A 23885-nucleotide genomic window follows, 5' to 3' on the forward strand; every position below is an offset into this window, starting at 1 on the left:
CCTGAGGTGCGGCTGTCATGCTGAGACATCGCTGGTTTGGCAGTCTGGTCAACCGGGCGGTCGCGCTGGTTATTGGCGGCATTCTGCTCTCGGCGCTGCTGGTGACGGTGGCCGGCTCCCTGTTGAGTCGGGCGGAGCTTCAACAGCAGGCGCAAAGCCAGGTCCAGACCATTGCCGCCCTGGTGGCCGAGGAACTGGACGACAAGCTGGCCCTCCGGCTGGAAGCCCTCAATCACGTGGCCCAGAGCCTCACCATGTCCGACCAGGTACTCAAGACCCGTGCGCGGGTTCTGGTGCGACGGCAAACCGCCCTGCAGCATCTCTTTGACGGTATCTATCTGGTGGATGAAAACGGCCGCGTGGTGGCCGAACACCCGGAGGCATTCCGGCAGACGGGGTTGAGTGTTCGTGATCGGGAGTATTTCCAGCGAGTGTCGTCCATGCTCACACCGGTAATCAGCGAGCCCTACCGTTCCAACTACCAGAACAAGCCGGCGGTCATGATTGCGGCACCGATTTTTGACCACAGGCAGCGGTTCATCGGAATGATCGGTGGGGCCATCCTCCTGGAAGGCGACAATTTCCTGAAGCAGTTCATCGGTCTGCGCATCGGGGAGACCGGGCGGCTGAGCCTGGCCACGCGCAGCGGCATAGTGGTGGCCGATGAGCGGGATGGCCGGATCATGTCGCCAGTGAGGGTGGCCAATCCGGTGCTTCAGGACGCCATGGGGGGCTTTGAAGGCACCCTGGAAACCCGGGCTGCTGACGGTGAACGCACGATTCTCTCGGTGCAGCAGATGAGCCAGGTGCCCTGGTTTGTGGCAGCCTCCTGGCCGGCCCGGGAAGCGCTGGCACCCATCACCCGAACGCTGGACGCGTTTGTCTGGACATTGCTGGGGGTTATCCTGCTGATCGCACCTCTGGCACTCTGGCGCTTCAGTCGACTGATGGCACCGCTGACGGCCCTTGGTGAGCAGATCCGCGAGCGTCACCTGGGTATGCGGTCGGAGCCGGTGAGTGTCTCCGGTGGCACCGAAATCCGCCAGGTGGCGGAGATATTCAACACCGTGATGGACGAACGTGATGAGGTACTGGGTTCGTTGGCGGAGCGCGAAGCCTTCTTTCGTTCACTGACCCAGAGCGCGCCGATCGGCATTGTCCAGACCGACGTTCTGGGGCGAATCGAATTTGCCAACCCGGCGTTCGAGGCCATCATCGGCTTGCCGGCCGAGGAGCTTACCTACAGCTACCTGTCGAAACGGGTGCATCAAGCCGACCGGTCGCAGGCGGTAGCCGGCTGGAAGATGGCCATCCGGAACCAGAGTGTGTTCCGCGGGCGGCTGAGGCTGGAGACTACCGACCCGGATCAGGTGGTCTGGGGCGATGTCATGACCGCGGCGATCCAGACGCCGGAAAAGGCCCTCGGTACCATCACTGTGGTGCGTGACATCTCCCGCGAACTGGAGGTGGAGGAGGCGCTCCGCGACGAGCAGCAACGTGCAGAGACGATCCTTGGTGTGCTGCAGGAGGGGGTGCTCATGGCGGATATCACCGGTGTGATCCGTTACGCGAACGATGCGGCCTGCCGGTTCCTGGGTACCGAAGGCGAGTGTTTGCTCAGAAATTTCTTTGAGCTTGTCTCCATCGAGAACGAGGAGGGGCCGTTGCATCGGGACAGGTTCCTGGCCGGTGAAGATCTCGACAGTCTTTACGTAACGCTGGCCAATAGACTGGGCCAGAGCTTTGCCATCGATCTGACCATGCTGCACATTCGTCGGGGCCGGGAGGACGAGCGCCTGGTGTTCGTGCTTCGGGACGACAGCGACCGGCGCCGGCAGGAAGAGCGGCTGTCCTGGGAGGCGACTCACGACAGCCTGACCCATCTCCTGAACCGTCGGGCCTTCAACGCATCCCTTATCAAATGCCTGGGCGAGACTTCTCGCCAGGACGCCTCTTCTGTGCTCATGCTTATCGACCTTGACCACTTCAAGCCGGTGAACGATGTGGGTGGGCACCTGGTTGGGGACGATCTCCTGAAGCGCCTGGCGGAGCTGTTCCGGGAGTCCGTGCGCCAGTCCGATACCGTGGCTCGCCTGGGTGGCGACGAGTTCGGGATCATTCTGCCGGCCTGTGGCCTGGCCCGGGCGGAGGCACTGGCCGAGCGTATACGGTCGGCCGTGGAGGGGCTGCGCATTGAGCACGACGGACGCTCGTTCGGCGTGACCGCGAGTATTGGTCTCACCGAGCTGACGACCGAAGACAGCGGTCCCCGGGAGGTTATTTCCCGGGCGGATGAGGGCTCCTACATTGCCAAATCCCGTGGCCGGAATGCGGTGGTGGTTGTGTCTTCACCACCAGCTGGCTGAGGCACTGGCCTGCCATAGCAGACGGATCGCCATGGCTGTCAGGACGATATTGAAAATCAGAGTAAAACGCCGATTGCTCAGAGACCTGAGCACATGCAGTCCGAGCCAGGTACCGGCAAAGCCGCACGCAATCATTGCCAGGATAAAGGGCAGCCATTCAAAGAACAGGAAACCGGCCGCCCCGAAAACCAGAGCCTTCGGGGCGTGTTGGAGCGTCATGGCGGTGGCGAACGTTGCCACGGTGCGGAACCGGTCCCCGTGAATCTGTTTGATAAACGCGGCGACCAGTGGCCCGGTGGCGCCCACAAACAGGCTGATGAAACTGGTCAGCGCCGATGCCACAAAGACCCCGGGGGTGCCGAGTGCCGCCTTGGGCAAAGGCGGCCCCCAGCACAGGTAGAGTACGAACAGCGCGATGGTCAGCTGCCAGATGTGGGCGGGCAGGTTCACCAGTAGCCAGGCGCCCACTGCTGCGCCCACCAGAACACCGGGAGCAAAGGCTGCAATCACCCGCCAGTCCACATGCCGCCAGGTCAGGGCCGCCCGTCCGACATTGGAACCCAGCTGAATCATGCCATGGACCGGAATGATCGCCGCCGGCGGCATCCAGGAGGCCATCAGAACCAGAAGCAGCACGCCGCCTCCTGCGCCCAGGCTGGCGGTAATCATGGATGTGATGGTGGAACAGGCCAGCAGGAAAAGTGCAACGGGGAGGCTCAGGCTTTCCGGTAGAAAGGCTGCGGGCGTGAGGGCTAGCTCCATTCACAGAATTCCGTTGATTTGAGTCGGGCGGTGCGACACAGGGCTTCGGTGGCCAGCTGCACATCGGCCACGTAGTACAGGGAGGCCAGCCCCAGCCGGTCGCGCCCGAGATTGTGGAAGATCAGGCCGAAGGCAATGTCACCGGCGCTGAAGCGCTCGTGGTTGTCGGCGAAATATTCGGCTGGTTTCGACAGCAGCGGATCCTCAAGCAGCGCCTGCACCCGACCGGCGCCGCCATGATACGCCTGAATCAGCAGCAGAGTGAACAGGCGATTGCGCTTGTCCTCTGGCAGGTGGCCGAATCGCTGGTTGAACACCGGCTGCAGGTTGCGGGCGTTCTGATTCATCAGGCGCAGGGCGCAATCTATCTGGGCCAGGCGGTGCCAGTAGTTGTCCGGTGCAATCTGGCAATCGGCGAGAGCTGAGGGCGACAGTTGCAGTATGCCGCGGGCGTTGGCCCTGGAGTGGGCGCGGGCCTGGCCACCGCTCTCAATCAGGATCTGGCCGGCCAGATACCGGGGCAGGGCTTCTGGCAGTGTCAGCCGGTTCTGACTGTTGCGCCGTTCCACCACATAGACCATCGCCTCGTGTAGCGCGCCGGGGGCGTCGCTGGAGGCAAAGACGAGGTCATCCCAGGCGCCCCAGATCCGATCGGGCGGCAGGGTGCCCAGATAGCGGGCAACCGCTTCATCAAGGTTCACGTGGGGCTGGTCACAGGCCAGGGCAAAGGGGTAGCCGGTCTGGCCGGTGTCGCCAGGCACCCAGTGATCCACCTGACCCCGCTCGTGCAGAGATTGTCGGGTTTCATTAAGGCGGCGCTGGGTGATCTCCCGCGTCAGGCCGTCGCTGATCCAGGCCAGAAACCGCCCGCGCATGTCAAAGAGCACGTGGCGGTCGCTCTCGGCACAGTAGCCGGTTTCCTTGAGTACCCAGCGCCGTATAGTGAGAATGTTGTCGAAGACGCCCTGGCTGACCCAGTAGGGGGACGTTCGGACGATATCGGTCCAGTCCTTCCTGTCCTGGTTTCCGGTGGACTGCTCAGCCCCGGAGGCCAGAATGGGGCAACTGAGGCCAAGGAACAGAACCAGCCAGTGTAAGCGCTTGAGAAATCGGACCATAAACGTTATACCCGTGACGTTTGCCAAACCAGAATAACAAAATGGAACCCGCCATGAAGCAATCCGAATACCTTCGATACGACGCCACTGCCCTGGCCGACCTGATCCGGCGCGGCGAAGTGAGTTCCCGGGAAGTCTGTGAAGCCGCGGTGGAGCGGGCAACCCGCGTAAACGGCACCCTGAACGCCATCTGCCACCCACAGTTCTCCGAGGCCCTGAGCCAAGAGTATCCGCAGCAGGCTCCCTTTGCCGGTGTCCCCCTGCTGCTGAAGGATCTGGCCCAGGAACAGGCTGGGCACCCCTGTACCTATGGCAGTCGTGGTTTGAAGCAGAACGTTGCGACCCGGGATTCGGAGTTTGTGCGCCGGGCCAGGAACGGGGGGCTGGTGTTCCTGGGGCGTACCGCGACCCCCGAGTTCGGTCTGAAAGCGGTCACCGAATCGGTACTCTGGGGACCCACTCTGAACCCATGGAACACCGAGCTCACTCCGGGTGGCTCCAGTGGTGGATCCGGAGCGGCCGTGGCGGCGGGCATTGTTCCCATGGCTGGAGCCAACGATGGCGGCGGCTCCATTCGCATACCGGCAGCGTACAACGGGCTGTTCGGGCTGAAGCCCTCGCGCGGACGCATTTCTTCCGGCCCCCTGGTGGGCGAAGCCTGGACCGGGGCGTCCACGGATCATGTGGTCAGCCGGACGGTGAGGGACAGTGCGGCCATGCTGGACGTGCTCCAGGGCGCGGCGCCTGGCGATCCGTTTGTGATCCCCGAGCCGGTGGCGGCGTACGCCGATCTCATGCAGCAGGCGCCTGGCAATCTGCGCATCGGCGTGTTCACCTCGTCACCCTACGGCACCGAGGTGGCGCCCGAGTGTGTCGCGGCCGTGGATGAAACCGCCCGCGTTCTGGAGAGCCTTGGCCATATTGTGGAATACGCGGCGCCGGAGTTCGACGGTATGGCCCTGGCCCGCTGCTACCTGGGGCTCTATTTCGGTGAAGTGTCTGCGCTCATGGCTCGGGCCCGGGCGCAGTTCGGGGCCAGCGACCAGGACTTTGAGCTGGATACCCGGCTGATCGGCATGCTGGGTGACACCATGCCCCTGGCTGATTACGTACGCCGCCGGCAGCAGTGGAACGATTTTGCCCGAGCCCTGGGCGCGTACTTTGGCCAGTACGATCTGTACCTGTGCCCGACCACCGGCCAGTTACCAGCTGCCATCGGACAACTGGAAACACCGGCCCACCTGAAGTTTGCCGCCAGCATCATGCTCAAACTGAAGGCCGGCAGGCTGGTGCATCGCACTGGCCAGGTAGATCAGATGGCGCTCGAGAGCCTGGCGCGCACGCCTTTCACCCAGCTGGCCAACCTGACCGGGACCCCAGCCATGTCGGTACCCATGCACTGGACCAAAGCGGGGCTTCCGGTGGGTGTGCAGTTTGGCGCGCCCCATGGTGGCGAGGCCCGGTTGCTGCAACTGGCGGCGCAGCTGGAAGAGGCCAGTCCCTGGTTCGGCCAGTACGAGAAACTCGACAACGCCTTTTGACTATCCATCCCGGGGTTGTGATCCGGCGGGCGAAACTCCACGTTTATCTTTGTAGCGGGAACAGGCTATGCTGTGAGTCAGGAAGACCCATTCTTCCTGACAGACCCTGATGGCATCGAGGAGGCGAGCGTATTATGAACCAACCGATGGCAATCGACGATCTGGTATCAGTAGCACAGGCCGAGGCCATGGGGGAGCTTGATGCCCCGATGATGGCGATCGTACTGTCCAGCGAACAAAGCTACGACTTGCCCATCAATTCCCTTGAAACCGATGCCGACAAGGCCCGCTGGGGTTTGATCCTCCGCGCCGCCCGCGAGCATGTGGAAGCAGACGCCGTGGCGGTGCTCTACCCCGCCTGGACCACCATTCGCCACAAGAAGCCCGATCTCGAAGTCGAGGCTGCCCAGGAAGACCCACAGGAGGATAGCGAGGGTGCGGACGGTCCCATCGATACCCTGTTCGTACAGCTGCACACCCGGGACCACGTCTACTGGCGCGGGTTTGAACAGATACGTGATCCCAAGCACCAGCGCATCATCGGCTTCCGCCGGATCAAGGCGCTGTCTACGGATTACAAGCGCGACGAAGCGCCATCCGTAGCGTCCTGGCTCAGCACCCTGTTCGAGCCACTGCCGGAGGAAGGTGCCGAGACCGAGGTCGATCAGGAACTGGCCAATCTTCTGGAGGAACCCGAGGTCAGTGCCGCACTCTACCCACGGCAGATGCGGGCGCTGCATTAACCTGGGACAGCGTGCGCTCAGAAAACGGGCGCACGCTCCACCACCCAGAGCAGACTGAGAGCACCGGTGGCGACGAGGAGCACAGGCACGACTGCCCTCTCATACACCCGGTGACTGGCCAGCAGGTAAAGTGCCGGGAACGCCACCACCAGCAGGGCCAGTTGCCCCAGCTCGACACCGATATTGAAGCCGGCGAGAGCCAGCGCCAGGTCACTCACACCATTCGTCAGGTCGCCGAGAACGCTCGCAAATCCGAAGCCGTGTACGAGGCCGAAACCAAAAGCCAGCTTCCAGGTCTTCCGGCCGAGCACGGGCCACACCACGTTCAGGGCTGCCAGCGCGATGGACAGGGCAATGAAGGTTTCTACCCAGGCAATCGGCAGTGCAACCACATTGAATGCGGCGAGGCCCAGGGTAATCGAGTGGGCCACCGTGAAGGCCGTGACAATACCCGCGAGGCTCCAGAGCCGCGTGCGGAATGTGTCGCCTGGTCTGCTCCCCGGAAATCCGTTGCCTTTCCGGAGGGTTGCCGGGAGGATCAGAACCAGCAGGAACAGGATGTGGTCGAGCCCGATCAGCAGGTGCAGAACCCCCTCGTACAGGAACGTGCCAAACAGGGCCAGGGCTGTGCCGTCTCCGTTGACGGCAAGTGCGACAGTTTTCTGATCCGGAGTCGCCACCTTGAGTGTTGTTGCCGCTCCGGTATCGATACTGAGCAAGCCGCGGTGCAAGGGGTCCTGTTCAAAAAGAAGATTGTACTGAAGCGTGGTGGGCATCCCGTTGTCTGGGCAGATTACCTGGTAAAGGGCAGCCGCGTAGGGCCCGTCACTGTGGCTGGAGAGCCCCCATTGCTGGCCTTTCAGGCGACAGACTCCGCTGTCATTCGATAGCCGGAGGCCCTGTTCAGTCCAGCCCGTGATCTTCCCTCGGCTCGCCCGCAATTCAGCGCCACTGAGCAGCTGATCGTGGTTCCGATCCAGCGGAAGCACCAGGGCCAGATCACGTAATGCCACGTCGACACGCAGGGTCGATTCGTCCTGATCGTAGTATACGAAGCTGTCGCTGGCCTTATGCCCGTAGGCCAGGCTAGCGATTAGCGACAGTAACAGTCCGAAGGCCATAAAGCGCAGTACGTGCGAGAAGCCTCTCATGGCTGTTCCTCCGGATAACGAACGTCGGCCTGGTGTTGCTTTGCCAGCCAGGCCCTCGCCAAACGTGCGGAGGATGGGCTGCCTGCGGCCTCTGCCGCGCGAAGCAACAGGCGAGTGTCCGCCGGTTCGCGCTGTTCCTGCCAGTTGTCCAGTGCCAGGGAAACGGCGGCCTGGGCGTTGCCCTTGACGTCGAGCTCGAACCGCGCGATGTCCCTGGCATGGAGCAAATTCCCCCGCCAGCGAGCTTCGGCGAAGCGTTCATCCAGACTGGCTGTCAGGTCGTCTGCTTCCGGATGACCAGACTGGCGCATGGCAATGGCCCGTAGCACTGCCAATGCATCCACTTGCTCGTAGTTGCTGGTGAGCGCCAATGCCCGATCAAACTGTTGCTGACGGATCAGCCAGTCGACCAACTGAGCCCTTGTGTACAGGTCGTCCGGGTCAGCCTCCAGTACGTTTTGCCAGTGTTCCACGGCTTCCGGCATACCCAGCTGCGCCGCTATTTCCCCCAGAGTTCCTTCAGCCCAGAGCTGCGATGTGCGGTCGGACGGCACCGTTACCATGTATCCGGCCAAAGCCCGGTAGGCGCCGGGCGCATTGCCAGTGCGTGCGTCAACCTGGGCGAGACAACTCGCGGCAATCAGGCCAGGCATGCGGTTTTGCAGGTCTTCGCAGTGTTGTCGGGCGCGTCCGTAATTGCCCTGGACGGTCTCAAGGTTTGCCAGTAAGAGTATGGCCTGCGCGGTTTGGCGGGCGTTGGCGGCCCGGCTGATGACAGTGGATAGGTCACGGCGGGCATTGTCGAAGTTATGAAGGCTCTGCTGAACCGTGGCCCTGAGTACCAGCAGACGATCCGTCATGGGCCCTTGCCACTGCTGCAGTGCGCGGGTGGCATAGCCGTAGAAGCGGGGATCGCCCGTGGCTCGGGCCTCATCGATCTGTTGCCTGACCCGATCGGCCAGTTGTTCCGGGTTTGATGGCAGGTCGCCGGTGGTCAGGGCGGCATCCGGCAGTGCTATCAGCACCTCACTGTCAGCAAAGTGGGTGTCAATCGGTGCCGGCGCCGCGTTGACGCCGGCTCCGACAGTTATCAAACCGATGAGCAATACAAAACCACAACGAACGCTCCTGCCCGAGCGGGCAGGAGCGTCGACGGCGGCAGTTTCCAGACAGGAGTGCCGCCCGTGGCTTTTATTGCAAGAACAGATCGTCGTAGGCCTGTTCATTGCTCTGGTCATTGAAGGTGAACTCCAACCGATTGATGTTGACCGGCTGCAGGTCGACCGCCTGTTTCTGCACCTCGGTTTTTACGAACGAGGTGAAGTCGACCGGCAAGGCCTCCCTGGGCGCACGGCTGTTGTCCGAACAGCCGGCCAGCGCCATGACGGCCAGCGTGGATGCCAGAACGTGGATGGTGGTTTTCATGGTGTCCTCCCGCGCTTACGGCGTACCGTTCGGTGAACCGGCAATCGGTGTTGCCAGGTATGGGAAGGTTTCCTGCAGGTTCAGGGGATCAACGCGTACACCGTCGGTGAAGGGTACGTCCCGATTCGGTGCATCCGTGGTCAATGCGCCCATGGCAACCCGAAGCGCGATGTCCACCACATCGTCAACGGGACGGCGTCCGTTCGGGAAGCCGGCGTTGTCGCCCGCGAGGGCGCCCAGATCATCCTGGCTGCTCTCAGCAACCGCCGGAATGGCAGGGTTGAGTCGCAGCATTTCCGAGGCGGTAACGCCGCTGGGCTGGTTGAGGCCTGTCAGACCGGTCAGGAAGGCGGAAACAAGGTCGTTGCGGGGGAAATTGTTCGGGGCCGTAGCGCCGGCTGAACTGAACAGGATTTCCAGCAGCTCAGGCAATGTCGGATGGGTGACGTAGGTGGCGAACTGGCCATCGTCCTTCGGTTCGCTGGCGTTGAAGGCATCCTTGTCCGGCAGGCCGATCACCACTTCGTTCACCAGTGGCATGCCCAGGCGGGAAACCTGTGTAAAGGCACCACCTTCGATGCTTGCGCCTTTGTCGTTTGACTTGGGCGCCGGGTTGATGACACGGGCCTGGCGAATGCTCGCGGTGGTCCAGGCGCCAATAACCGGGTCACCGGTGCCCGTCATGGCAGAGCCTGTGAGGCAGGCGACGGGCACTTCCAGAGCGAAGCTGGTGACATTTTTGTCGGCCAGATCGTTTTGCTCGTCGTTGCGTTCAATCTCGGTTTCCGCAATCGGGTCGGTGTTCACCAAGTCGAAAACCTCACCCAGGTTGACCGCGAACGCCTCTTTGCGCTGACCCACGAACACCCGGCCGTTAGGCGAGCATCCGGGAATCGCAACGTCGTAGATATGGCTGTTGGCGTACGCTTCGTAATCGCTGAAGGTTTTCGCACCGATGTTATCGATGGGCTTGCGGAAGGTGGGCTGGCCGGTCGTTGCATTCATGGCCGCCTGACGTGTGCCAGTCCGGCGGTCGCCAGAGATCACTGTCAGCTCGTATTCCTGGCTGACCTGGAACTTGTCGCCTTCTTGAGGTGTGGTGCCAACGCCAGCCGAGGCGCCTTTCAACGGAATGGCCACCGCTTTCTGGTCGCCTGCCGGGCCAACGTTCAGCACGATCGGATTCTCGACGGGGGAGAATTGGAACTGGAAGGTCAGGTCCTCGACCGCATCCCCGGTGTTGTCGATATGGATCTCGTAGATGGCATCATCGTCGAGATCGAAGTAGTTCGGGCCACCGTAGGCATCCTGCAATGGCAGATAGTTGGCAATGAGTGTGACAAAGCCTTCCCGACCGCTTTCGTAACTACGAAACATGTAGAAATCGGTGCCGTCGACTTTCGGCATCTCCGTGATAAACGGTGCCTCCCGGTGACTTGACGCATGGGCAAGGCCCGCCGTCAGGCAGGCTCCCGCCACGGCTGCGGCCAGACCGGCGCGGTTGAAAATCGTGTTCATACCAAACTCCTTTCATGAAGGTCTGAGGTGTTGCACTGGAGGGAACGAGCCAGGTTTGCAAAAAGATGCAGCCACGTTGAAAGAAAGTTGGCAGTTGGGATGCAACTAATATTGGCCCTCGACCGTACTAGGTAGAGAGCTCTGTTATCCGGGAGAAAGTATGTCAGTCGGGAGCGTGAACCAGGACGAGCTGATGCGTTTGCTGCGACGGGTCGCGGCGAGGGATCGGCAGGCGTTTGAGGCACTCTATGGGCAGGTTGCGGCACGCATGTTCGGGTTGTGCCTGAAGCTTGCCAACCAGCGGGAGCTGGCCGAAGAGGCGCTTCAGGAAAGTTTTATCCAGATATGGCATCACGCGGGGGAATATCACAGCGACCGCGGGGCACCACTGGCCTGGATGATGACCATTGCGCGCTACCGGACTCTGGATCTGATCCGTGCACGCAGGGCGAGGCTGTCTGACAGCGATGATCAGCTTGCGCAGCTTGAGGATGGCCGGCACGGCCCCCTTGATGAGTCCCTTCGCCGCGACGGTGCGAACCAGCTCACAGGCTGCCTCGAGCAGCTGAGCGACGTTCAGCGGGACAGCATCCTGTTGGTGTACTACCGCGGTTTGACGCACGACGAACTGTCGGCGGCACTGAGTAAACCGATCGGTACGGTCAAGAGTTGGGTAAGGCGTGGGCTCGCTGCTCTGAAACGGTGTCTGGAACCATGAAAAAATCTGCTGAGCGCATTGAACAACTGGCGGCGGAATACGTGCTGGGCTCTTTGCAGGGCCAGGCGCGCCGACGTTTCGAGGGCTGGATGATGGAGTCTGGCCGGGTTCGTCAGGAGGTCTGGTTCTGGGAGCATACCCTGGGGCCGCTGTCGAATTCCGCCGAACCGGAGCAACCGCCTGCGGAGATTTGGTCGGCCGTGACCCGGCGGTTGTGGCCCGAAGAGGCACCGAAGGCGGCAGAGCGCCGGAGCCGAACACACTGGCTCTGGCCCGGATGGGGATTGCTGGCGACTGCGGCTGCACTGGTGCTTGCGGTATTGTTGGTTCAGCGGCCCTTACCCGATGTTGACCAACAGCAGCTGGCGGGGGCCATTGTCCAGTCTGGCAGCGATGTCCCCCTGTGGCTGATTAGCGAAGCAGGTCGCGATAACCTGCTCAGATTGAGACCGGTCTCGGCAACAGCGGCCGGTGCCAGCAAAGACTATGAACTGTGGGTCGTGCCGGAGAACGGAGCGCCTTTGTCCCTCGGGGTGGTGCCGGTAGGCGGCACACACCGGATCCGCTTGTCCGATCAGGCCATGAGGGAGCTTGTTCGTAGCAGGACGTTGGCCATCAGCCTTGAACCCTCAGGCGGTTCGCCAACCGGCGCTCCAAGCGGTCCGATACTCCACGTGGCCAAACTCTACGATCTCTAGGCCGGTTACCGCCCAGAAATCAGGGTCAGGCAAAGCTGGGCGTTCTGGAGGAAGTGGCCGAAGGCGGACAGCTGCTCATTCGAGGGCACATAGCCGCCCCCCGCATTGTCGGCATAGAACAAGCCGACCAGCCGCCCATTGGCCTTGATGGGGCCGATAAGGGCAGGGACTTTGCCCAGCCATCGGTCGTAGGGTACCCCTTCGGCGTTTGGTTTGGGCTGGTAGATGCTCGCATGGGCATGGGGAAGCAGTCCGCCCAGAGGCCCTGTGCCATCCTTATGGATAAGAAAATGCTGCCGCCACTCCTCGGTTCCCCGGCCACCAAGCTTCCTTGGTACCAGCTTGTCTCCCGCTCGGTCGGCCATCAGCAGCGCCACCCTTTGCATGCCAATGGCCCTGTGGATGCCTTCAATAACCAGTTGACAGACCTCGTTGATGTCGGGTTTTTCGGCCAGGCATTGGCTCAATTCACGCAGGATTTCCAGTTGCAGTTCCGGGTCCATGTTCGGTGCTTCCGGGACCGCTTCCGCCGAAGCGCCCGAGGCTCCCGGCATCAATGCGGTAACCTGCGGAATGCCCAGAGAAACGGCAACTCGCATCGCTTCTGAGGCGTTCACCTTGAGCTGGTCCCGAACCACCGCCGGGCTCTCGCCAATGTCCTTGCCCAACCGCTCCAGTGCCTTGTCCATATGCGGCCCGCTCCAGCCCTGCTCGGACAGCCGGGCCATATCGACGCAGTTGCGAACCAGGCTGGAACCCAGAGAATTGGCCTGCCCCGGTGACACCACATCCTTGATGAAAGGGCCCAGGGACCAGGCCTCCACCAGTCCGCGGGTGATCTCGGTAAAGGTGGTATGCAGCACCGCTTTTTGCGCCTCGACGGGAGGCTCATCCAGACGCATGCGCTCCTCCAGTTCCGTTGCCTGCTCGGTTTCGCAGGACCAGAACGCCAGCTCGCCGATGTTCATCAGCAAGGCCCCGATGAACACCTCCTCAAGGGCGGTCTCGTTGCGCTTGGGCATCAGGCATCGGGCCTGGACCGCGGCATGAATGGCCCTGGCGAGGCAGCGCAGCAAATGGGGGCGATCATTGCGCTTGAGCAGGGTATCGACAATCAGCGAGGAGATGGCCATGGATTTGACGGCATCGAAACCGATCAGGGTAATGGCCCGGCTGACGGTGCTGACCTGGGTCCGGGTCTGGTTGTAGAACACCGTGTTGGACAGTCGCAACACCTGGGAGGTGAGCTGGGCGTCGTTGAGAATCACGTTGGCCAGCTCGTTGACGGTGCTGTTGCGGCTGTCGGTCAGCTCGTTGATGCGCCGGAGGGTGTTGGCCAGTACCGGTAGCTCGACTTTGCTGAGATAGGTCACCCAGGCCTGGGTGGAGTTCATCCTTGCGGGAGCGATTGGTTTTTCGGTGGTCACGGTTGTGAGCCTCTGGGGCTGGCGCCTCTGGAGAAAATGAAGGTTCCTTTCCGATCCAAGTTTAATCCAGCGGGTGAACAGTGTCAGGTAACGGTTTGTGTAGGGACAACTACCCACAAGGGCGGCAGTGCCCGAATTCGGGTTTACCGGTCGGATGGGCTATAATCGCCGGTTTTAACGCTGCACCCACAAGGCGCTGACCGTGATTGTATTTGACCAGGTACAGAAATCGTATCAGGTGGGCGGCCGGGCGATCCCCGCGCTTCATCCCACCGATATGACCATTGAAACCGGCGAGGTGTTCGGCATTGTTGGCCATTCCGGGGCGGGCAAGTCGACCCTGGTGCGATTGATCAATCTGCTGGAGCCGCCCACCGGCGGTCGCATCCTGATCGATGACGAGGACATCACCGGCTACGATGCCGCCGAGCTGAGAGCGTTCCGCCGCAAGGTTGGCATGATTTTCCAGCACTTCAATCTGCTGTCGTCCAAAACAGTGGCGGACAACATTGCCTTTCCAATGAAGCTCGCCGGCATTTATTCCAAGGCCGAGATTCGCAACCGGGTTGAGGAACTGCTGGCGCGGGTCAGCCTCAGCGATCACGCCAACAAGTACCCCTCCCAGCTTTCCGGCGGCCAGAAGCAGCGGGTGGGTATTGCCCGCGCCCTCGCCTGCCGGCCCACCATTCTGCTCTGCGACGAAGCCACCAGTGCCCTTGACCCGCAAACCACCCAGTCTGTGCTGAAACTGCTGGCGGACATCAACCGGGAGCTGGGCCTGACCATTGTTCTGATTACCCATGAAATGGACGTTGTGCGCCGGGTCTGCGACCGGGTGGCGGTGATGGACGCGGGGAAAGTGGTGGAAATGGGCCCGGTGAGCGAGGTGTTCCTGCACCCCAAACACCAGACCACCCGGGATTTTGTGTTCGAGAGTGAGAGCATAGACCGCGACGAGCTGCAGGAAGACCTGAGCAAGGCGGACGGTCGTATCCTGCGGCTGACCTTCAAGGGCGAGTCCACCTACAAGCCACTGCTGGGCAGCGTGGCCCGGCAGAGCGGTGTCGATTTCAGCATCCTGTCCGGTCGCATTGATCACATCAAGGACATCCCTTACGGGCAGTTGACCCTGTCCCTGGTGGGCGGTGACCTGAACGTGGCCATGCAGGCCTTCGAGGCTGCCGATGTACACGTGGAGGTGTTGCGCTGATGGAAGCCTTGCTGAGTAACGTGGACTGGACCGAGATTGGCTGGGCCAGCTGGGACACTCTGGTGATGGTGGGCATGTCCCTGCTGTTCAGCGTTCTGATCGGCCTGCCCATCGGCGTGCTGCTTTTTCTGTTCGGCAAGCGCCAGTTGTTGGAACAGCCGGTGGCCTATGCGGTGCTGTCGTTCGTGGTGAACGTACTGCGTTCGGTGCCGTTCATCATTCTGCTGATCGTGATGATTCCGTTCACGGTCATGCTCATTGGTACCTCACTCGGCGTTGCCGGGGCCATTCCGCCTCTGGTGGCGGGAGGCGCCCCGTTCTTCGCCCGGCTGGTGGAAACCTCCCTGCGGGAGGTAGACCGGGGCATCATTGAAGCCACCCAGGCCATGGGCGCCAGCGTGCGCCAGATCATTTTCGGTGCCCTGCTCCCGGAAGCCCTTCCCGGCATTATCGCCGGTATCACGGTAACGGCTATCACACTGGTGTCCTATGCTGCCATGTCCGGTGTTATCGGCGGTGGCGGTCTCGGTGACCTGGCCATCCGCTTCGGCTATCAACGATTCCAGACCGACGTAATGGTTATTACAGTGGCGTTATTGGTCATTTTCGTGCAGGTATTGCAGATGGTCGGAGACCGTCTGGTCCTGTACTTCAGCAGAAAATAGAAAAGCTGGGCATAGGCCGGCGGGCGGTCGGAAACCCTTTCCGAAAACGTGGAGCGCCAGGGATGGCGCGACCGAGCCCTACAGGGACGTATCCACGGGCGTTTTTCGGAAAGGGTTTCCGACCGACTGCGGGCCGTACTCCCAACCCGAATTCATTCGTTCACGATGTCCAACAGGAGAATCTATCTATGAATCTGAAGAAAACTTTCGTGGCACTGGCTGCCGCAGCTACTTTCTCCGGTGCGGTTGCTGCCGAGGAACTCTCCGTAGCGGCCACGCCGGTACCCCACGCCGAAATCCTGGAATTCGTGAAGCCCCAGTTGGCCGAGCAGGGCGTTGAGCTGGATGTGAAAGTATTCACGGATTACATCCAGCCGAACATCCAGGTGGACCAGAAGCGGATGGACGCCAACTTCTTCCAGCACAAGCCGTACCTGGATGAGTTCAACGCTGGCCGTGGCACCGATCTGGTGACCGTTACCGGAGTCCACGTTGAGCCCTTCGGCGCCTACTCCAGCAAGATCGACTCACTGGACGAGCTCAAAGAAGGCGCGGTAGTGGCCATCCCGAACGACCCTACCAACGGCGGCCGTGCCCTGCTGCTGCTGCAGAAAGCGGGTCTGATTACCCTGAAGGATGAGAGCAAGATCACTGCGACACCGCGGGATATTGCAGAGAACCCGAAAGATCTGGACTTCAAGGAACTGGAAGCTGCGACTCTGCCGCGTATCCTGAACCAGGTGGACCTGGCCCTGATCAACACCAACTATGCTCTGGAAGCTGGGCTGAACCCCACCGAGGATGCGCTGGTGATTGAAGGCTCCGATTCACCCTATGTGAACATCCTGGTGGCACGTCCCGACAACAAGGACAGCGAAGCCATGCAGAAGCTGGCGGATGCCCTGACCTCTGATGCCGTTCGTGACTTCATCAAGAAGCAGTACGAAGGTGCAGTTGTTCCTGCGTTCTGATCGCAGGGCAGTCGGACAATAAAAAGGCCGGGCAGCCACGCTGCCCGGCCTTTTTGCGTTTTCAGGGCCTTGAAGCGACAAGAGTTACTCACCGCTCCAGTTGGCCTTCGGGTCGGGTGTCATCCGCAGGTAGGATTTCACCGCCTTGTAGCCCTTCGGGAAACGCTCCTTGATCTCATCCTCATCCTGCAGGGACGGCACGATCACCACGTCGCCGCCACGCTCCCAGTTACCGGGGGTGGCCACCTTGTGGTTGTCGGTCAGTTGCAGGGAGTCGACCACGCGCAGCACCTCGTTGAAGTTGCGACCGGTGCTGGCCGGATAGGTGATGATCAGGCGCACTTTTTTGTTCGGATCAATTACGAACAGTGAGCGCACGGTCAGGCTGCTGTCTGCATTCGGGTGGATCATGTCGTAAAGCTGGGAAACCTTGCGATCCTGGTCGGCAATGATCGGGAAGTTCACCGAGCAGCCCTGGGTTTCGTTGATGTCCTTGATCCACTCCCGATGTGAATCCACCGGGTCGACACTCAGGGCAATGGCCTTCACATTGCGCTTGGCGAATTCGTCCTTGAGTTTGGCGGTCAGGCCGAGTTCGGTGGTGCACACCGGTGTGAAATCTGCCGGGTGTGAGAAAAGAATGCCCCAGCTGTCGCCCAACCAGTCGTAGAAGGAAATCTTGCCTTCGCTGGAATCCTGCTCAAAATCCGGTGCGGTATCTCCAAGACGCAGAGTCATTGATGCTCTCCTTTCCTTTGTCAGGTTAACTTAGACACGGTGTTGCATACGTAAAACCTTGGTGCGGAAGGCCGATAAAACAAGCCTCCCCAACCTCAATCACTCGATTGTCTGCTCACATCCTTATGAACAGACGCTCTAATCGGGCGGTCATTTAACGCCAAGAGCTTTCTCTTTATCAAAGTAGTCCCTGGTCAGCCTGAATACCACCGGGCTCAGCAACAGCAGCGCAATCAGGTTCGGCAGAGCCATCATGGCGTTCAGGGTGTCCGCCACCAGCCATATGAAGCCCAGATTTACCGTTGCGCCTACCGGAATGGCCAGTATCCACAGTACCCGGTAGGGCACGATGGCCTTCACCCCGAACAGGAATTCGATACAGCGCTCGCCGTAGAAGGACCAGCCGATAATGGTGGTAAACGCGAAGATTGCCAGCGCGATGGCCACCAGGTAGTTGCCAAAGCCCGGCAAGCCCTGTTCAAAGGCCAGGGAGGTGAGGGCCGCGCCGGTTTCGCCGGAAGTCCAGGCGCCGGAGGTAATGATGACCAGACCGGTGATGCTGCACACAATGATGGTGTCGATAAAGGTGCCGAGCATGGCCACCATGCCCTGCTTGACCGGGTTATTGGTCTGTGCCGCCGCGTGGGCGATGGGCGCCGAGCCCAGGCCGGCCTCGTTCGAGAAAATGCCCCGGGCTACGCCAAAACGGATTGCGGCCCAGACGGCAGCGCCCGCGAAGCCACCCTGGGCGGCGATTGGGCTGAAGGCGTGGGTGAATACCATCCCGAAGGCGTCTGGTATGTCATGGGCATTGATGGCCAGAACCACCAGGCCCACGAACACATATGACACCGCCATGAACGGTACCAGCGCACTGGCTACCTGACCGATACGCCGGATGCCGCCAATCAGCACCATGCCCACCAGCACCATGAGGATCAGCCCGGTCAGCCAGTGGGGAAGGCCGAAGTTGGTTTCCAGCACATCCGCCACCGAGTTGGCTTGCACCGTGTTGCCAATGCCGAAGGCCGCCACCGAGGCAAACACCGCAAACAGGATCCCCAGCCAGGCCCACTTGCTGCCAAGGCCATTGCGGATGTAGTACATGGGGCCGCCTACGTGGGCGCCGCGTTCGTCCACCTCCCGGAACCGCACGGCCAGGACGGCCTCGGAATACTTGGTGGCCATGCCCACGAGGGCGGTCAGCCACATCCAGAACAGGGCGCCAGGTCCGCCCAGGAACACCGCGGTGGCAACACCTGCGATGTTACCGGTGCCCACCGTGGCCGAGAGGGCCGTCATCAGGGCCTGGAACGGGGGGATTTCCCCCTCGGAGGCATCGCCCCGGGCCCGGCCGCTCCACATCAGCCGGAAACCGGCGCCCAGTTTGAGGATGGGCATCAATTTCAGGCCAATGCTCAGGAACAGGCCAACGCCCAGAATCATGACCAGCATGGGCGGGCCCCAGACCAGTCCGTTTATTTCGCCTACAAATGCGGATATCGCTTCCATGGGGTCTCCCTGAATGTGCCATGGATGGGTTTGATAGTGAGCCCCTGTTGGGGATAACCCTTTGAGTTTAATTAGATAATCTGCCTTGTAAACTGGCCGCCAGCGAAAAGTGGTGTATCAGCGGAGGATTGCCTATGTTTATAGCAAAGGCGGTCGGGAAGATTCCGGCCGCAGCAACATTCACCAATGGGAGGGATTCTGCCCATGCGTTCGCTCAAGGTCTCTGATGTCATGTGGAACCATATCGAGCCGATCCGGTGCGGTACCCCGCTGACCTCGGTGGTTAAAACCCTGCTGCACAACCACGTGACCGGCCTGCCGGTGGTGGACGACAAGCGGCAGGTGTTGGGATTTGTCTCCGAACAGGATTGCATACACGCATTGCTGGTGAGCAGTTACCATTGCGAGGGCGATCCGATTGTTGACGACGTAATGTTCCGAAAACCCCTGACAATTTCTCCGGAGATGGCGGTGGTGGACCTGGCCCAGAACCTGGGGGCGGGCAAACCGAAAGTGTATCCCGTGGTGGATCACGGCAAACTGGTGGGCATTGTCACTCGTACCGCTATCCTGTTGGAACTGGCGCGCACCGGTTGTGGCCTGGAGCTGCCCAAGTATGCCAGCGCCGAAGACTGATTCACTTCCCATTCACCGACTGAGGACACTATGGAACTTCTATCCACCAACGTCTGTTTCGATGGTGAGCACCGGCGTTACCGCCATACCTCCGCGACCCTCGAATGCGACATGGAGTTTGCGGTGTACCTGCCGCCGGGTGCGGTAGGCGCTGGCGCCAGACCAGTACCGGTGCTGTACTGGCTTTCGGGCCTGACCTGCACAGACCAGAATTTCATGCAGAAAGCCGGTGCCCAGAAAAAGGCGGCAGAGCTTGGACTGGCCATTGTGTGCCCGGACACCAGCCCCCGGGGCCTGAACCTGCCCGGAGAAGACGACAGCTATGATTTCGGAAGCGGCGCCGGGTTCTACATCAACGCCACGCAACAGCCATGGGCGCCCCACTACCGGATGTACGATTATGTGGTCAAGGAGCTGCCCCAGCTGATCGAGAACGAGCTGCCGGTAACCGATCAGCGCGCCATCAGCGGGCATTCCATGGGTGGTCACGGGGCGCTGATCTGTGCCCTCAAGAATCCGGGGCGTTATGCGTCGGTGTCGGCGTTCGCGCCGATTGCCAACCCCACCGAGTGTCCGTGGGGCCAGAAGGCGTTCAAGGGATACCTGGGCGACAACCCGCGAAGCTGGGAGGAATGGGATGCCACGCTGCTGATCCCCACCGCCCGTGAGCGACTGCCGCTGCTGGTGGATCAGGGCACGGCCGACGAGTTCCTCGACAGCCAGTTAAACCCGGACGCCCTGGCGGATGTCTGCGAGAAGTTTCACCATCACATCAACCTGCGCATGCACCGGGGGTATGACCACAGCTACTTCTTCATCGCGTCGTTCATCGACGATCATCTGGAGCATCATGCCCGGGCTCTTGGGTTGTAGCGGCGACGTCAGGAACGGAAGCCCCATACCAGGCTGAAGTCCATGGACGGCATGATCTCGGGCTCTTCCAGGGCCCGGATGTTGAACTCCAGCAGGCTGGTGTCGCGTTCAAAGGTACCGGTGTAGCGATTTCCGCGAGGGCCGAAGATGGCTTTGACGAAGGGGCCACGGGCCCGCACCGGTCGTTTTGTGACCACGCCCACCTCGTTGTTTTCCAGCCGCACCAGAACGCCGGGCGGATACTCCCCCAACACCTGCAGAAGCGCCTTCGGGATAGCCGGGCGGAACTTGCCGTCGGCAAGGTTGGCGATCAGTTTTCGGGCCTGGGCGATGTTCATCCGGTTGCGGTAGGCCCGCTTGGTGATCATGGCCACGTAGCGCTCGGCCAGGGCAAGAATCTCTGCTTCCGGACGGATCTCGGTACCGCTCAGGCCCTTGGGATAGCCGCTGCCGTCGGCCTGCTCGTGGTGCTGGGCGATGATGGTCAGCAACAGCTTGTTGTCGATGCCCGCATCCCGCAGGGCCTGGATGCTGCGGTGCGGGTGTCGTCGAATCACCCCCCGCTGTTCCTCGTTGAGAATGGTGTTGGACGCGTTGAGCTTGTCGGCAATGGGCACCAGCGCCAGATTGGCGGTTAACGCAGCGGCCGTCAGCACACTGATGCGCTTTTCCTCGAGCCCGAACTGGCGCCCGACGAACTGGCACAGAATGGCGTAGAACAGGATCTGTTCGTAGATCACCGGCCCGATGGAGTAGAGGTGCACCAGGGCCAGTGTGGCCTCCGGCGATTCTGTGCAGGTGCGTTCCACCATCCGGGCCAGGCCAAGCAGCCGCTTCTGGGCGGAGGGATCGCCTTCGGTAATGGCGTTCAGTGTGGTTTCCAGCGCCTGGAGCAGATCCGGGTAGTCGGCAAAGGGATTGCGTTCCCGGTTGTCTTCGAACACCTCCTCCTGGGGCCGCTCGATTTTCCGGGGCTTGAACCGGCCCCGCTCGAACAGCTGCTCCAGCTGGGAATTGGTCTGAATTACGTAGCCCTGGCGCAATAGCACGTTGCCGTCGGTATCGTAGACGGTCCAGGGCAGGGGGCGGCCGATAGTGAGCGCGCCGGGAGCAATTCGGACGAGGTCGGTCAAACGAGTGTCTCAGCTACAGGTTAGATTGGTCTCAGTGTAACCCTGATTGCCCTTGGCTCTCCACTCGGGCAGGATTGCATCTGTGTGTTTCGAGGACAGTTTTAACCGAATTTCACAGCTTCCGGGGAGACATGGCCTAAAAAGATGAGCGATGATTCACATTTTCGTGACTGCGCGTTAAAACTGTAAAGAATGGTTGCCCGACACGGACCGAGCCTGTCTTCTGGTCTATTCTTGGATTTGTAATAAATTTTAAAGGACGAGCGCCTGGATGCTCTATCGACTGAGAACGGATTTCAGGTTGTCGATTATCACCCTGCTCGGTGCCAGTGCGGTACTGGGCATCACGCCGTTTGCCGTTATGCGATTCCTGCAGGGCAATGTGGTAGCCGGCATTGTTGATACCGTGATTCTGCTGGGGATCACGGGTTCTGTCGTCTATGCATGGATGACGGGCGATACCCGCAGAAGCGGTCTGGTCTGCGCCCTGGTTGCCTGCGGTGGAGCGGTAACGGTGGGTGCCGTGGTTGGTGAGCCCGGGCTGTTCTGGCTGTACCCGTGCCTGGTGACAACCTTCTTCCTGACCAATCCGCGCATTGCGGTGATTCTGAATATTGCCTCGGTGGTCGCTCTGGTTATCCATGGCGGGGCCTTCCGGTCTGAGGTGCACCTGTGGACCTTTGTCGCCACCGCTCTGGTGGTCAGCGCCTGCGCCTACGTGTTCGCCTACAGGAATCACAACCAGCGGGAGCGGTTGGAGCACCTGGCCACGGTTGATCCCCTGACCGGCATCAAGAATCGCCGTTCCATGGATGAAGAGCTGGAGCTGGCGGTTGCCAACTCGGTGCGCACCGGCTTGCCCTATGCCCTGGTGCTGCTGGACATCGATCATTTCAAGAAGATCAACGATGAGCATGGCCACGGTGTTGGTGACGATGTGCTTATCGATCTGGTCGCATTGCTGGCCCAGAACACGCGGAAATCGGATCAACTTTTTCGGTTTGGTGGCGAGGAATTTGTGCTTCTGCTGCCGGGGGTAGATGGGATTGGTCTCAAAGCCGTGATGAATAACCTGCAACAGGTGCTGCGCAAGTATATGAAGCACCCGGGCGGTACGGTCACGGCCTCCTTCGGTGTGGCCCTGCTCAAGCCGGGAGAAAGTGTCGACAGCTGGTTGGCGCGTGCGGACGCTGCCCTGTACCGGGCCAAGGAAACCGGGCGTGACCGCATTGTCTTCTCGGATGAGCCGGAAACGTCAGAGCCTGCCGTTCAAACCGCCTGATCAGCGGGGCGGAACAGAAACAGACGCCAGCCCAGCAGAAGGCCAGCCGAGGCCAGCCCGCCGGTCAGCCCCACCCAGAACCCTGCCGCCCCCATGGCGGGAATCAGCCAGTTGGTAAATGTCAGCAGGTAACCCAGCGGCAGGCCCACGCCCCAGAACGAAAACAGCATGATGAACATCGGAATGCGGGTGTCCTTGTAACCGCGAAGAGCGCTGATGCAGGTGACCTGAATAACGTCGGCTATCTGGAAGAAGGCCGCGAACATCAGCAGGCGCACGGTTACCGCCTGCACGGCCTGATCAGAGGTGTAAAGTGCTGCGATTTCCCGGGAAAATACCAGCAACATCAGCGCGAACACCAGGGCGGTGCCCGTGGCCAGGATCAGCGAACTGCGGGCGATCAACCTGGCCGTGTCTGGCGCCCCAGCGCCCATCAGAAAGCTGACCCGCAGGGTAAGCGCCATACCAATGCTGAGCGGCAGCATGAACAACAGCGACACCACGTTCAGGGCAATCTGGTGCCCGGCAACCACCACCGGCCCCAGGGGGGCCAGGAACAGGGCAATCACCGAGAACATGCTGGCTTCCACGAAAATTGTGAATCCAATGGGAATGCCGATTGCCAGAACATAGCGGAGGCCTGCGATGTCGGGCTTTACCCAGTCTGAAATAAGATGGAATTGCCGGTAGGCGCGGCTTCGGTTCAGGTAAAGCAACAGTCCGAGGGCCGCAACGCCGTTGGAGATGGCGGTGGCCCAGCCGCAGCCTACGCCGCCCATGGCAGGCAGCCCCAGCTTGCCGTAGATGAAGATGTAATTCATGGGCAGGTTCACCAGGGTGCTGAGCACCGAGAACGCCATGATCACCCGGGTATGGCCCAGGCCATCGGTGAGCCCTCGCAACGCCGTAATCAACAGCAGTGCCGGAATGCCCCAGGCGAAGGCATCCAGATAGCCCTGGGTAATGCGGGCAGTGTGCGTGTCCAGCTCCAGAAGTGACAGCACTGGATGGACGTTGGTCAGCAGCGCAATCATGATCACCGATCCGATGGCGGCCAGATACAGCCCCTGCCAGGTGGCCGGCATGATCTTCTCGAGGGTTCTGGCACCGTTGTAGCCGGAAATGATCGGTTGCAGGGCGCCGAGCATGCCCATGAAGAACAGGAACAGCGGCATCCACAGGCTGGTACCAATGCCGACGGCGGCCAGATCCTCAGCGCTGGCGTGGCCGGCCATGACGGTGTCAATCACGCCATTGGCCATCTGGGCGAGCTGGGCAACCAGAATGGGGCCACCGAGAATGGCCAGTGTGCGCCATTCGGCCAGGGTGCGCGTCAGCAGGGGCTGCCGGGTCTCCGGTAATGGCTGGTGGACTTCATCCATAGGGTGTTATCCCGTT

At 61.0% G+C, this 23885-nt stretch carries 22 protein-coding genes; 11 read left to right on the top strand and 11 right to left on the bottom strand.

Annotation, left to right across the window (positions count from 1 at the left end; translation table 11 throughout):
- Positions 1–17: 17 nt before the first annotated feature.
- Positions 18–2366: a sensor domain-containing diguanylate cyclase gene (locus BM344_RS11295; RefSeq protein ID WP_091989735.1), complete on the top strand. Its 2349-nt coding sequence runs from the start codon at positions 18–20 to the stop codon at positions 2364–2366.
- On the opposite strand, the gene BM344_RS11300 is transcribed toward BM344_RS11295, so the two are convergent.
- Both BM344_RS11300 and BM344_RS11305 read right to left on the bottom strand, forming a co-directional pair.
- The gene (locus tag BM344_RS11300) at positions 2349–3128 is read right to left on the bottom strand and encodes a sulfite exporter TauE/SafE family protein (RefSeq protein WP_091989737.1); all 780 of its coding nucleotides are present in this window, start codon (positions 3126–3128) and stop codon (positions 2349–2351) included. The two genes, BM344_RS11295 and BM344_RS11300, sit on opposite strands and share 18 nt — an antisense overlap.
- Entirely contained in the window at positions 3119–4246 is a 1128-nt protein-coding gene (locus BM344_RS11305; RefSeq protein ID WP_091989740.1) for a transglycosylase SLT domain-containing protein, read from the bottom strand. Before BM344_RS11305 ends, BM344_RS11300 begins: the two co-directional genes overlap by 10 nt.
- A 53-nt stretch (positions 4247–4299) precedes the next feature.
- On the opposite strand from BM344_RS11305, the gene BM344_RS11310 reads away from it, so the two are divergent.
- On the top strand, positions 4300–5787 hold the full coding sequence (locus BM344_RS11310) for an amidase (protein ID WP_208603393.1): 1488 nt from the start codon (positions 4300–4302) through the stop codon (positions 5785–5787).
- 134 nt (positions 5788–5921) lie between these two features.
- Complete coding sequence (locus tag BM344_RS11315; protein WP_091989746.1) at positions 5922–6530, top strand: hypothetical protein; 609 nt, start codon at positions 5922–5924, stop codon at positions 6528–6530.
- A 17-nt stretch (positions 6531–6547) separates the two neighbouring features.
- On the opposite strand, the gene BM344_RS11320 is transcribed toward BM344_RS11315, so the two are convergent.
- The 4 genes from BM344_RS11320 to BM344_RS11335 all read right to left on the bottom strand — a co-directional run bounded on the left by BM344_RS11320 (position 6548) and on the right by BM344_RS11335 (position 10624).
- Positions 6548–7681 (bottom strand): HupE/UreJ family protein, encoded by a 1134-nt coding sequence (locus BM344_RS11320; protein WP_091989749.1) that lies wholly within the window; start codon positions 7679–7681, stop codon positions 6548–6550.
- Positions 7678–8787 carry a tetratricopeptide repeat protein gene (locus tag BM344_RS11325; RefSeq protein ID WP_228143605.1) on the bottom strand — a complete coding sequence of 370 codons (1110 nt, stop codon included), beginning with the start codon at positions 8785–8787 and terminating at the stop codon, positions 7678–7680. The genes BM344_RS11320 and BM344_RS11325 overlap by 4 nt, the downstream gene beginning before the upstream one ends.
- Positions 8788–8872: 85 nt before the next feature.
- On the bottom strand, positions 8873–9106 hold the full coding sequence (locus BM344_RS11330) for a hypothetical protein (RefSeq protein ID WP_228143606.1): 234 nt from the start codon (positions 9104–9106) through the stop codon (positions 8873–8875).
- Between the two features lie 15 nt (positions 9107–9121).
- The gene (locus BM344_RS11335) at positions 9122–10624 is read right to left on the bottom strand and encodes a DUF4331 domain-containing protein (protein ID WP_091989752.1); all 1503 of its coding nucleotides are present in this window, start codon (positions 10622–10624) and stop codon (positions 9122–9124) included.
- Positions 10625–10784: 160 nt separating this feature from the next.
- Between BM344_RS11335 and BM344_RS11340 the strand changes: the two genes are divergently transcribed.
- Together BM344_RS11340 and BM344_RS11345 are read left to right on the top strand one after the other, a co-directional pair.
- On the top strand, positions 10785–11342 hold the full coding sequence (locus tag BM344_RS11340) for a sigma-70 family RNA polymerase sigma factor (RefSeq protein ID WP_091989755.1): 558 nt from the start codon (positions 10785–10787) through the stop codon (positions 11340–11342).
- Entirely contained in the window at positions 11339–12040 is a 702-nt protein-coding gene (locus BM344_RS11345; protein WP_091989757.1) for an anti-sigma factor, read from the top strand. The genes BM344_RS11340 and BM344_RS11345 overlap by 4 nt, the downstream gene beginning before the upstream one ends.
- Before the next feature lie 5 nt (positions 12041–12045).
- Here the strand turns inward: BM344_RS11345 and BM344_RS11350 are convergent, their stop codons facing one another.
- Entirely contained in the window at positions 12046–13467 is a 1422-nt protein-coding gene (locus BM344_RS11350) for an HDOD domain-containing protein (protein WP_091989760.1), read from the bottom strand.
- 202 nt (positions 13468–13669) lie between these two features.
- On the opposite strand from BM344_RS11350, the gene BM344_RS11355 reads away from it, so the two are divergent.
- The 3 genes from BM344_RS11355 (at position 13670) to BM344_RS11365 (ending at position 16313) form a co-directional block, all read left to right on the top strand.
- The gene (locus BM344_RS11355; RefSeq protein ID WP_091989763.1) at positions 13670–14677 is read left to right on the top strand and encodes a methionine ABC transporter ATP-binding protein; all 1008 of its coding nucleotides are present in this window, start codon (positions 13670–13672) and stop codon (positions 14675–14677) included.
- Positions 14677–15342: a methionine ABC transporter permease gene (locus tag BM344_RS11360; protein WP_091989766.1), complete on the top strand. Its 666-nt coding sequence runs from the start codon at positions 14677–14679 to the stop codon at positions 15340–15342. Before BM344_RS11355 ends, BM344_RS11360 begins: the two co-directional genes overlap by 1 nt.
- Before the next feature lie 188 nt (positions 15343–15530).
- Positions 15531–16313 (top strand): MetQ/NlpA family ABC transporter substrate-binding protein, encoded by a 783-nt coding sequence (locus BM344_RS11365; protein WP_091989769.1) that lies wholly within the window; start codon positions 15531–15533, stop codon positions 16311–16313.
- An 84-nt stretch (positions 16314–16397) separates the two neighbouring features.
- On the opposite strand, the gene BM344_RS11370 is transcribed toward BM344_RS11365, so the two are convergent.
- Together BM344_RS11370 and BM344_RS11375 are read right to left on the bottom strand one after the other, a co-directional pair.
- Positions 16398–17051 carry a peroxiredoxin gene (locus tag BM344_RS11370; protein ID WP_091989771.1) on the bottom strand — a complete coding sequence of 218 codons (654 nt, stop codon included), beginning with the start codon at positions 17049–17051 and terminating at the stop codon, positions 16398–16400.
- Between the two features lie 150 nt (positions 17052–17201).
- Positions 17202–18563, bottom strand: coding sequence for an alanine/glycine:cation symporter family protein (locus BM344_RS11375; protein WP_091989774.1), 1362 nt, complete (start codon positions 18561–18563; stop codon positions 17202–17204).
- A 204-nt stretch (positions 18564–18767) separates the two neighbouring features.
- On the opposite strand from BM344_RS11375, the gene BM344_RS11380 reads away from it, so the two are divergent.
- A complete protein-coding gene (locus BM344_RS11380; RefSeq protein WP_091989777.1) occupies positions 18768–19199 on the top strand; it encodes a CBS domain-containing protein in 432 nt (143 codons plus the stop codon).
- Positions 19200–19229: 30 nt separating this feature from the next.
- On the top strand, positions 19230–20072 hold the full coding sequence (gene fghA / locus BM344_RS11385; protein ID WP_091989780.1) for an S-formylglutathione hydrolase: 843 nt from the start codon (positions 19230–19232) through the stop codon (positions 20070–20072).
- Positions 20073–20080: 8 nt separating this feature from the next.
- On the opposite strand, the gene BM344_RS11390 is transcribed toward fghA, so the two are convergent.
- Complete coding sequence (locus BM344_RS11390) at positions 20081–21205, bottom strand: HD-GYP domain-containing protein (RefSeq protein ID WP_091989782.1); 1125 nt, start codon at positions 21203–21205, stop codon at positions 20081–20083.
- Positions 21206–21476: 271 nt separating this feature from the next.
- Here BM344_RS11390 and BM344_RS11395 point away from each other — a divergent pair, with 271 nt between their 5' ends.
- Positions 21477–22487: a GGDEF domain-containing protein gene (locus BM344_RS11395; RefSeq protein ID WP_091989785.1), complete on the top strand. Its 1011-nt coding sequence runs from the start codon at positions 21477–21479 to the stop codon at positions 22485–22487.
- On the opposite strand, the gene BM344_RS11400 is transcribed toward BM344_RS11395, so the two are convergent.
- Complete coding sequence (locus BM344_RS11400; RefSeq protein WP_091989788.1) at positions 22475–23869, bottom strand: MATE family efflux transporter; 1395 nt, start codon at positions 23867–23869, stop codon at positions 22475–22477. The genes BM344_RS11395 and BM344_RS11400 overlap by 13 nt on opposite strands.
- Between the last annotated feature and the right edge of the window lie 16 nt (positions 23870–23885).

The sequence above is a fragment of the Marinobacter gudaonensis genome (assembly GCF_900115175.1).
Classification (GTDB): Bacteria; Pseudomonadota; Gammaproteobacteria; order Pseudomonadales; family Oleiphilaceae; genus Marinobacter; species Marinobacter gudaonensis.

What these genes read in the sequence shown, in the direction of transcription:
- BM344_RS11295 (WP_091989735.1), top strand. Translation starts at nt 18, where the DNA reads ATGCTGAGACATCGCTGGTTTGGCAGTCTGGTCAACCGGGCGGTCGCG.
- BM344_RS11300 (WP_091989737.1), bottom strand. Translation starts at nt 3,128, where the DNA reads ATGGAGCTAGCCCTCACGCCCGCAGCCTTTCTACCGGAAAGCCTGAGC.
- BM344_RS11305 (WP_091989740.1), bottom strand. Translation starts at nt 4,246, where the DNA reads ATGGTCCGATTTCTCAAGCGCTTACACTGGCTGGTTCTGTTCCTTGGC.
- BM344_RS11310 (WP_208603393.1), top strand. Translation starts at nt 4,300, where the DNA reads ATGAAGCAATCCGAATACCTTCGATACGACGCCACTGCCCTGGCCGAC.
- BM344_RS11315 (WP_091989746.1), top strand. Translation starts at nt 5,922, where the DNA reads ATGAACCAACCGATGGCAATCGACGATCTGGTATCAGTAGCACAGGCC.
- BM344_RS11320 (WP_091989749.1), bottom strand. Translation starts at nt 7,681, where the DNA reads ATGAGAGGCTTCTCGCACGTACTGCGCTTTATGGCCTTCGGACTGTTA.
- BM344_RS11330 (WP_228143606.1), bottom strand. Translation starts at nt 9,106, where the DNA reads ATGAAAACCACCATCCACGTTCTGGCATCCACGCTGGCCGTCATGGCG.
- BM344_RS11335 (WP_091989752.1), bottom strand. Translation starts at nt 10,624, where the DNA reads ATGAACACGATTTTCAACCGCGCCGGTCTGGCCGCAGCCGTGGCGGGA.
- BM344_RS11340 (WP_091989755.1), top strand. Translation starts at nt 10,785, where the DNA reads ATGTCAGTCGGGAGCGTGAACCAGGACGAGCTGATGCGTTTGCTGCGA.
- BM344_RS11345 (WP_091989757.1), top strand. Translation starts at nt 11,339, where the DNA reads ATGAAAAAATCTGCTGAGCGCATTGAACAACTGGCGGCGGAATACGTG.
- BM344_RS11360 (WP_091989766.1), top strand. Translation starts at nt 14,677, where the DNA reads ATGGAAGCCTTGCTGAGTAACGTGGACTGGACCGAGATTGGCTGGGCC.
- BM344_RS11365 (WP_091989769.1), top strand. Translation starts at nt 15,531, where the DNA reads ATGAATCTGAAGAAAACTTTCGTGGCACTGGCTGCCGCAGCTACTTTC.
- BM344_RS11370 (WP_091989771.1), bottom strand. Translation starts at nt 17,051, where the DNA reads ATGACTCTGCGTCTTGGAGATACCGCACCGGATTTTGAGCAGGATTCC.
- BM344_RS11375 (WP_091989774.1), bottom strand. Translation starts at nt 18,563, where the DNA reads ATGGAAGCGATATCCGCATTTGTAGGCGAAATAAACGGACTGGTCTGG.
- BM344_RS11380 (WP_091989777.1), top strand. Translation starts at nt 18,768, where the DNA reads ATGCGTTCGCTCAAGGTCTCTGATGTCATGTGGAACCATATCGAGCCG.
- fghA (WP_091989780.1), top strand. Translation starts at nt 19,230, where the DNA reads ATGGAACTTCTATCCACCAACGTCTGTTTCGATGGTGAGCACCGGCGT.
- BM344_RS11395 (WP_091989785.1), top strand. Translation starts at nt 21,477, where the DNA reads ATGCTCTATCGACTGAGAACGGATTTCAGGTTGTCGATTATCACCCTG.
- BM344_RS11400 (WP_091989788.1), bottom strand. Translation starts at nt 23,869, where the DNA reads ATGGATGAAGTCCACCAGCCATTACCGGAGACCCGGCAGCCCCTGCTG.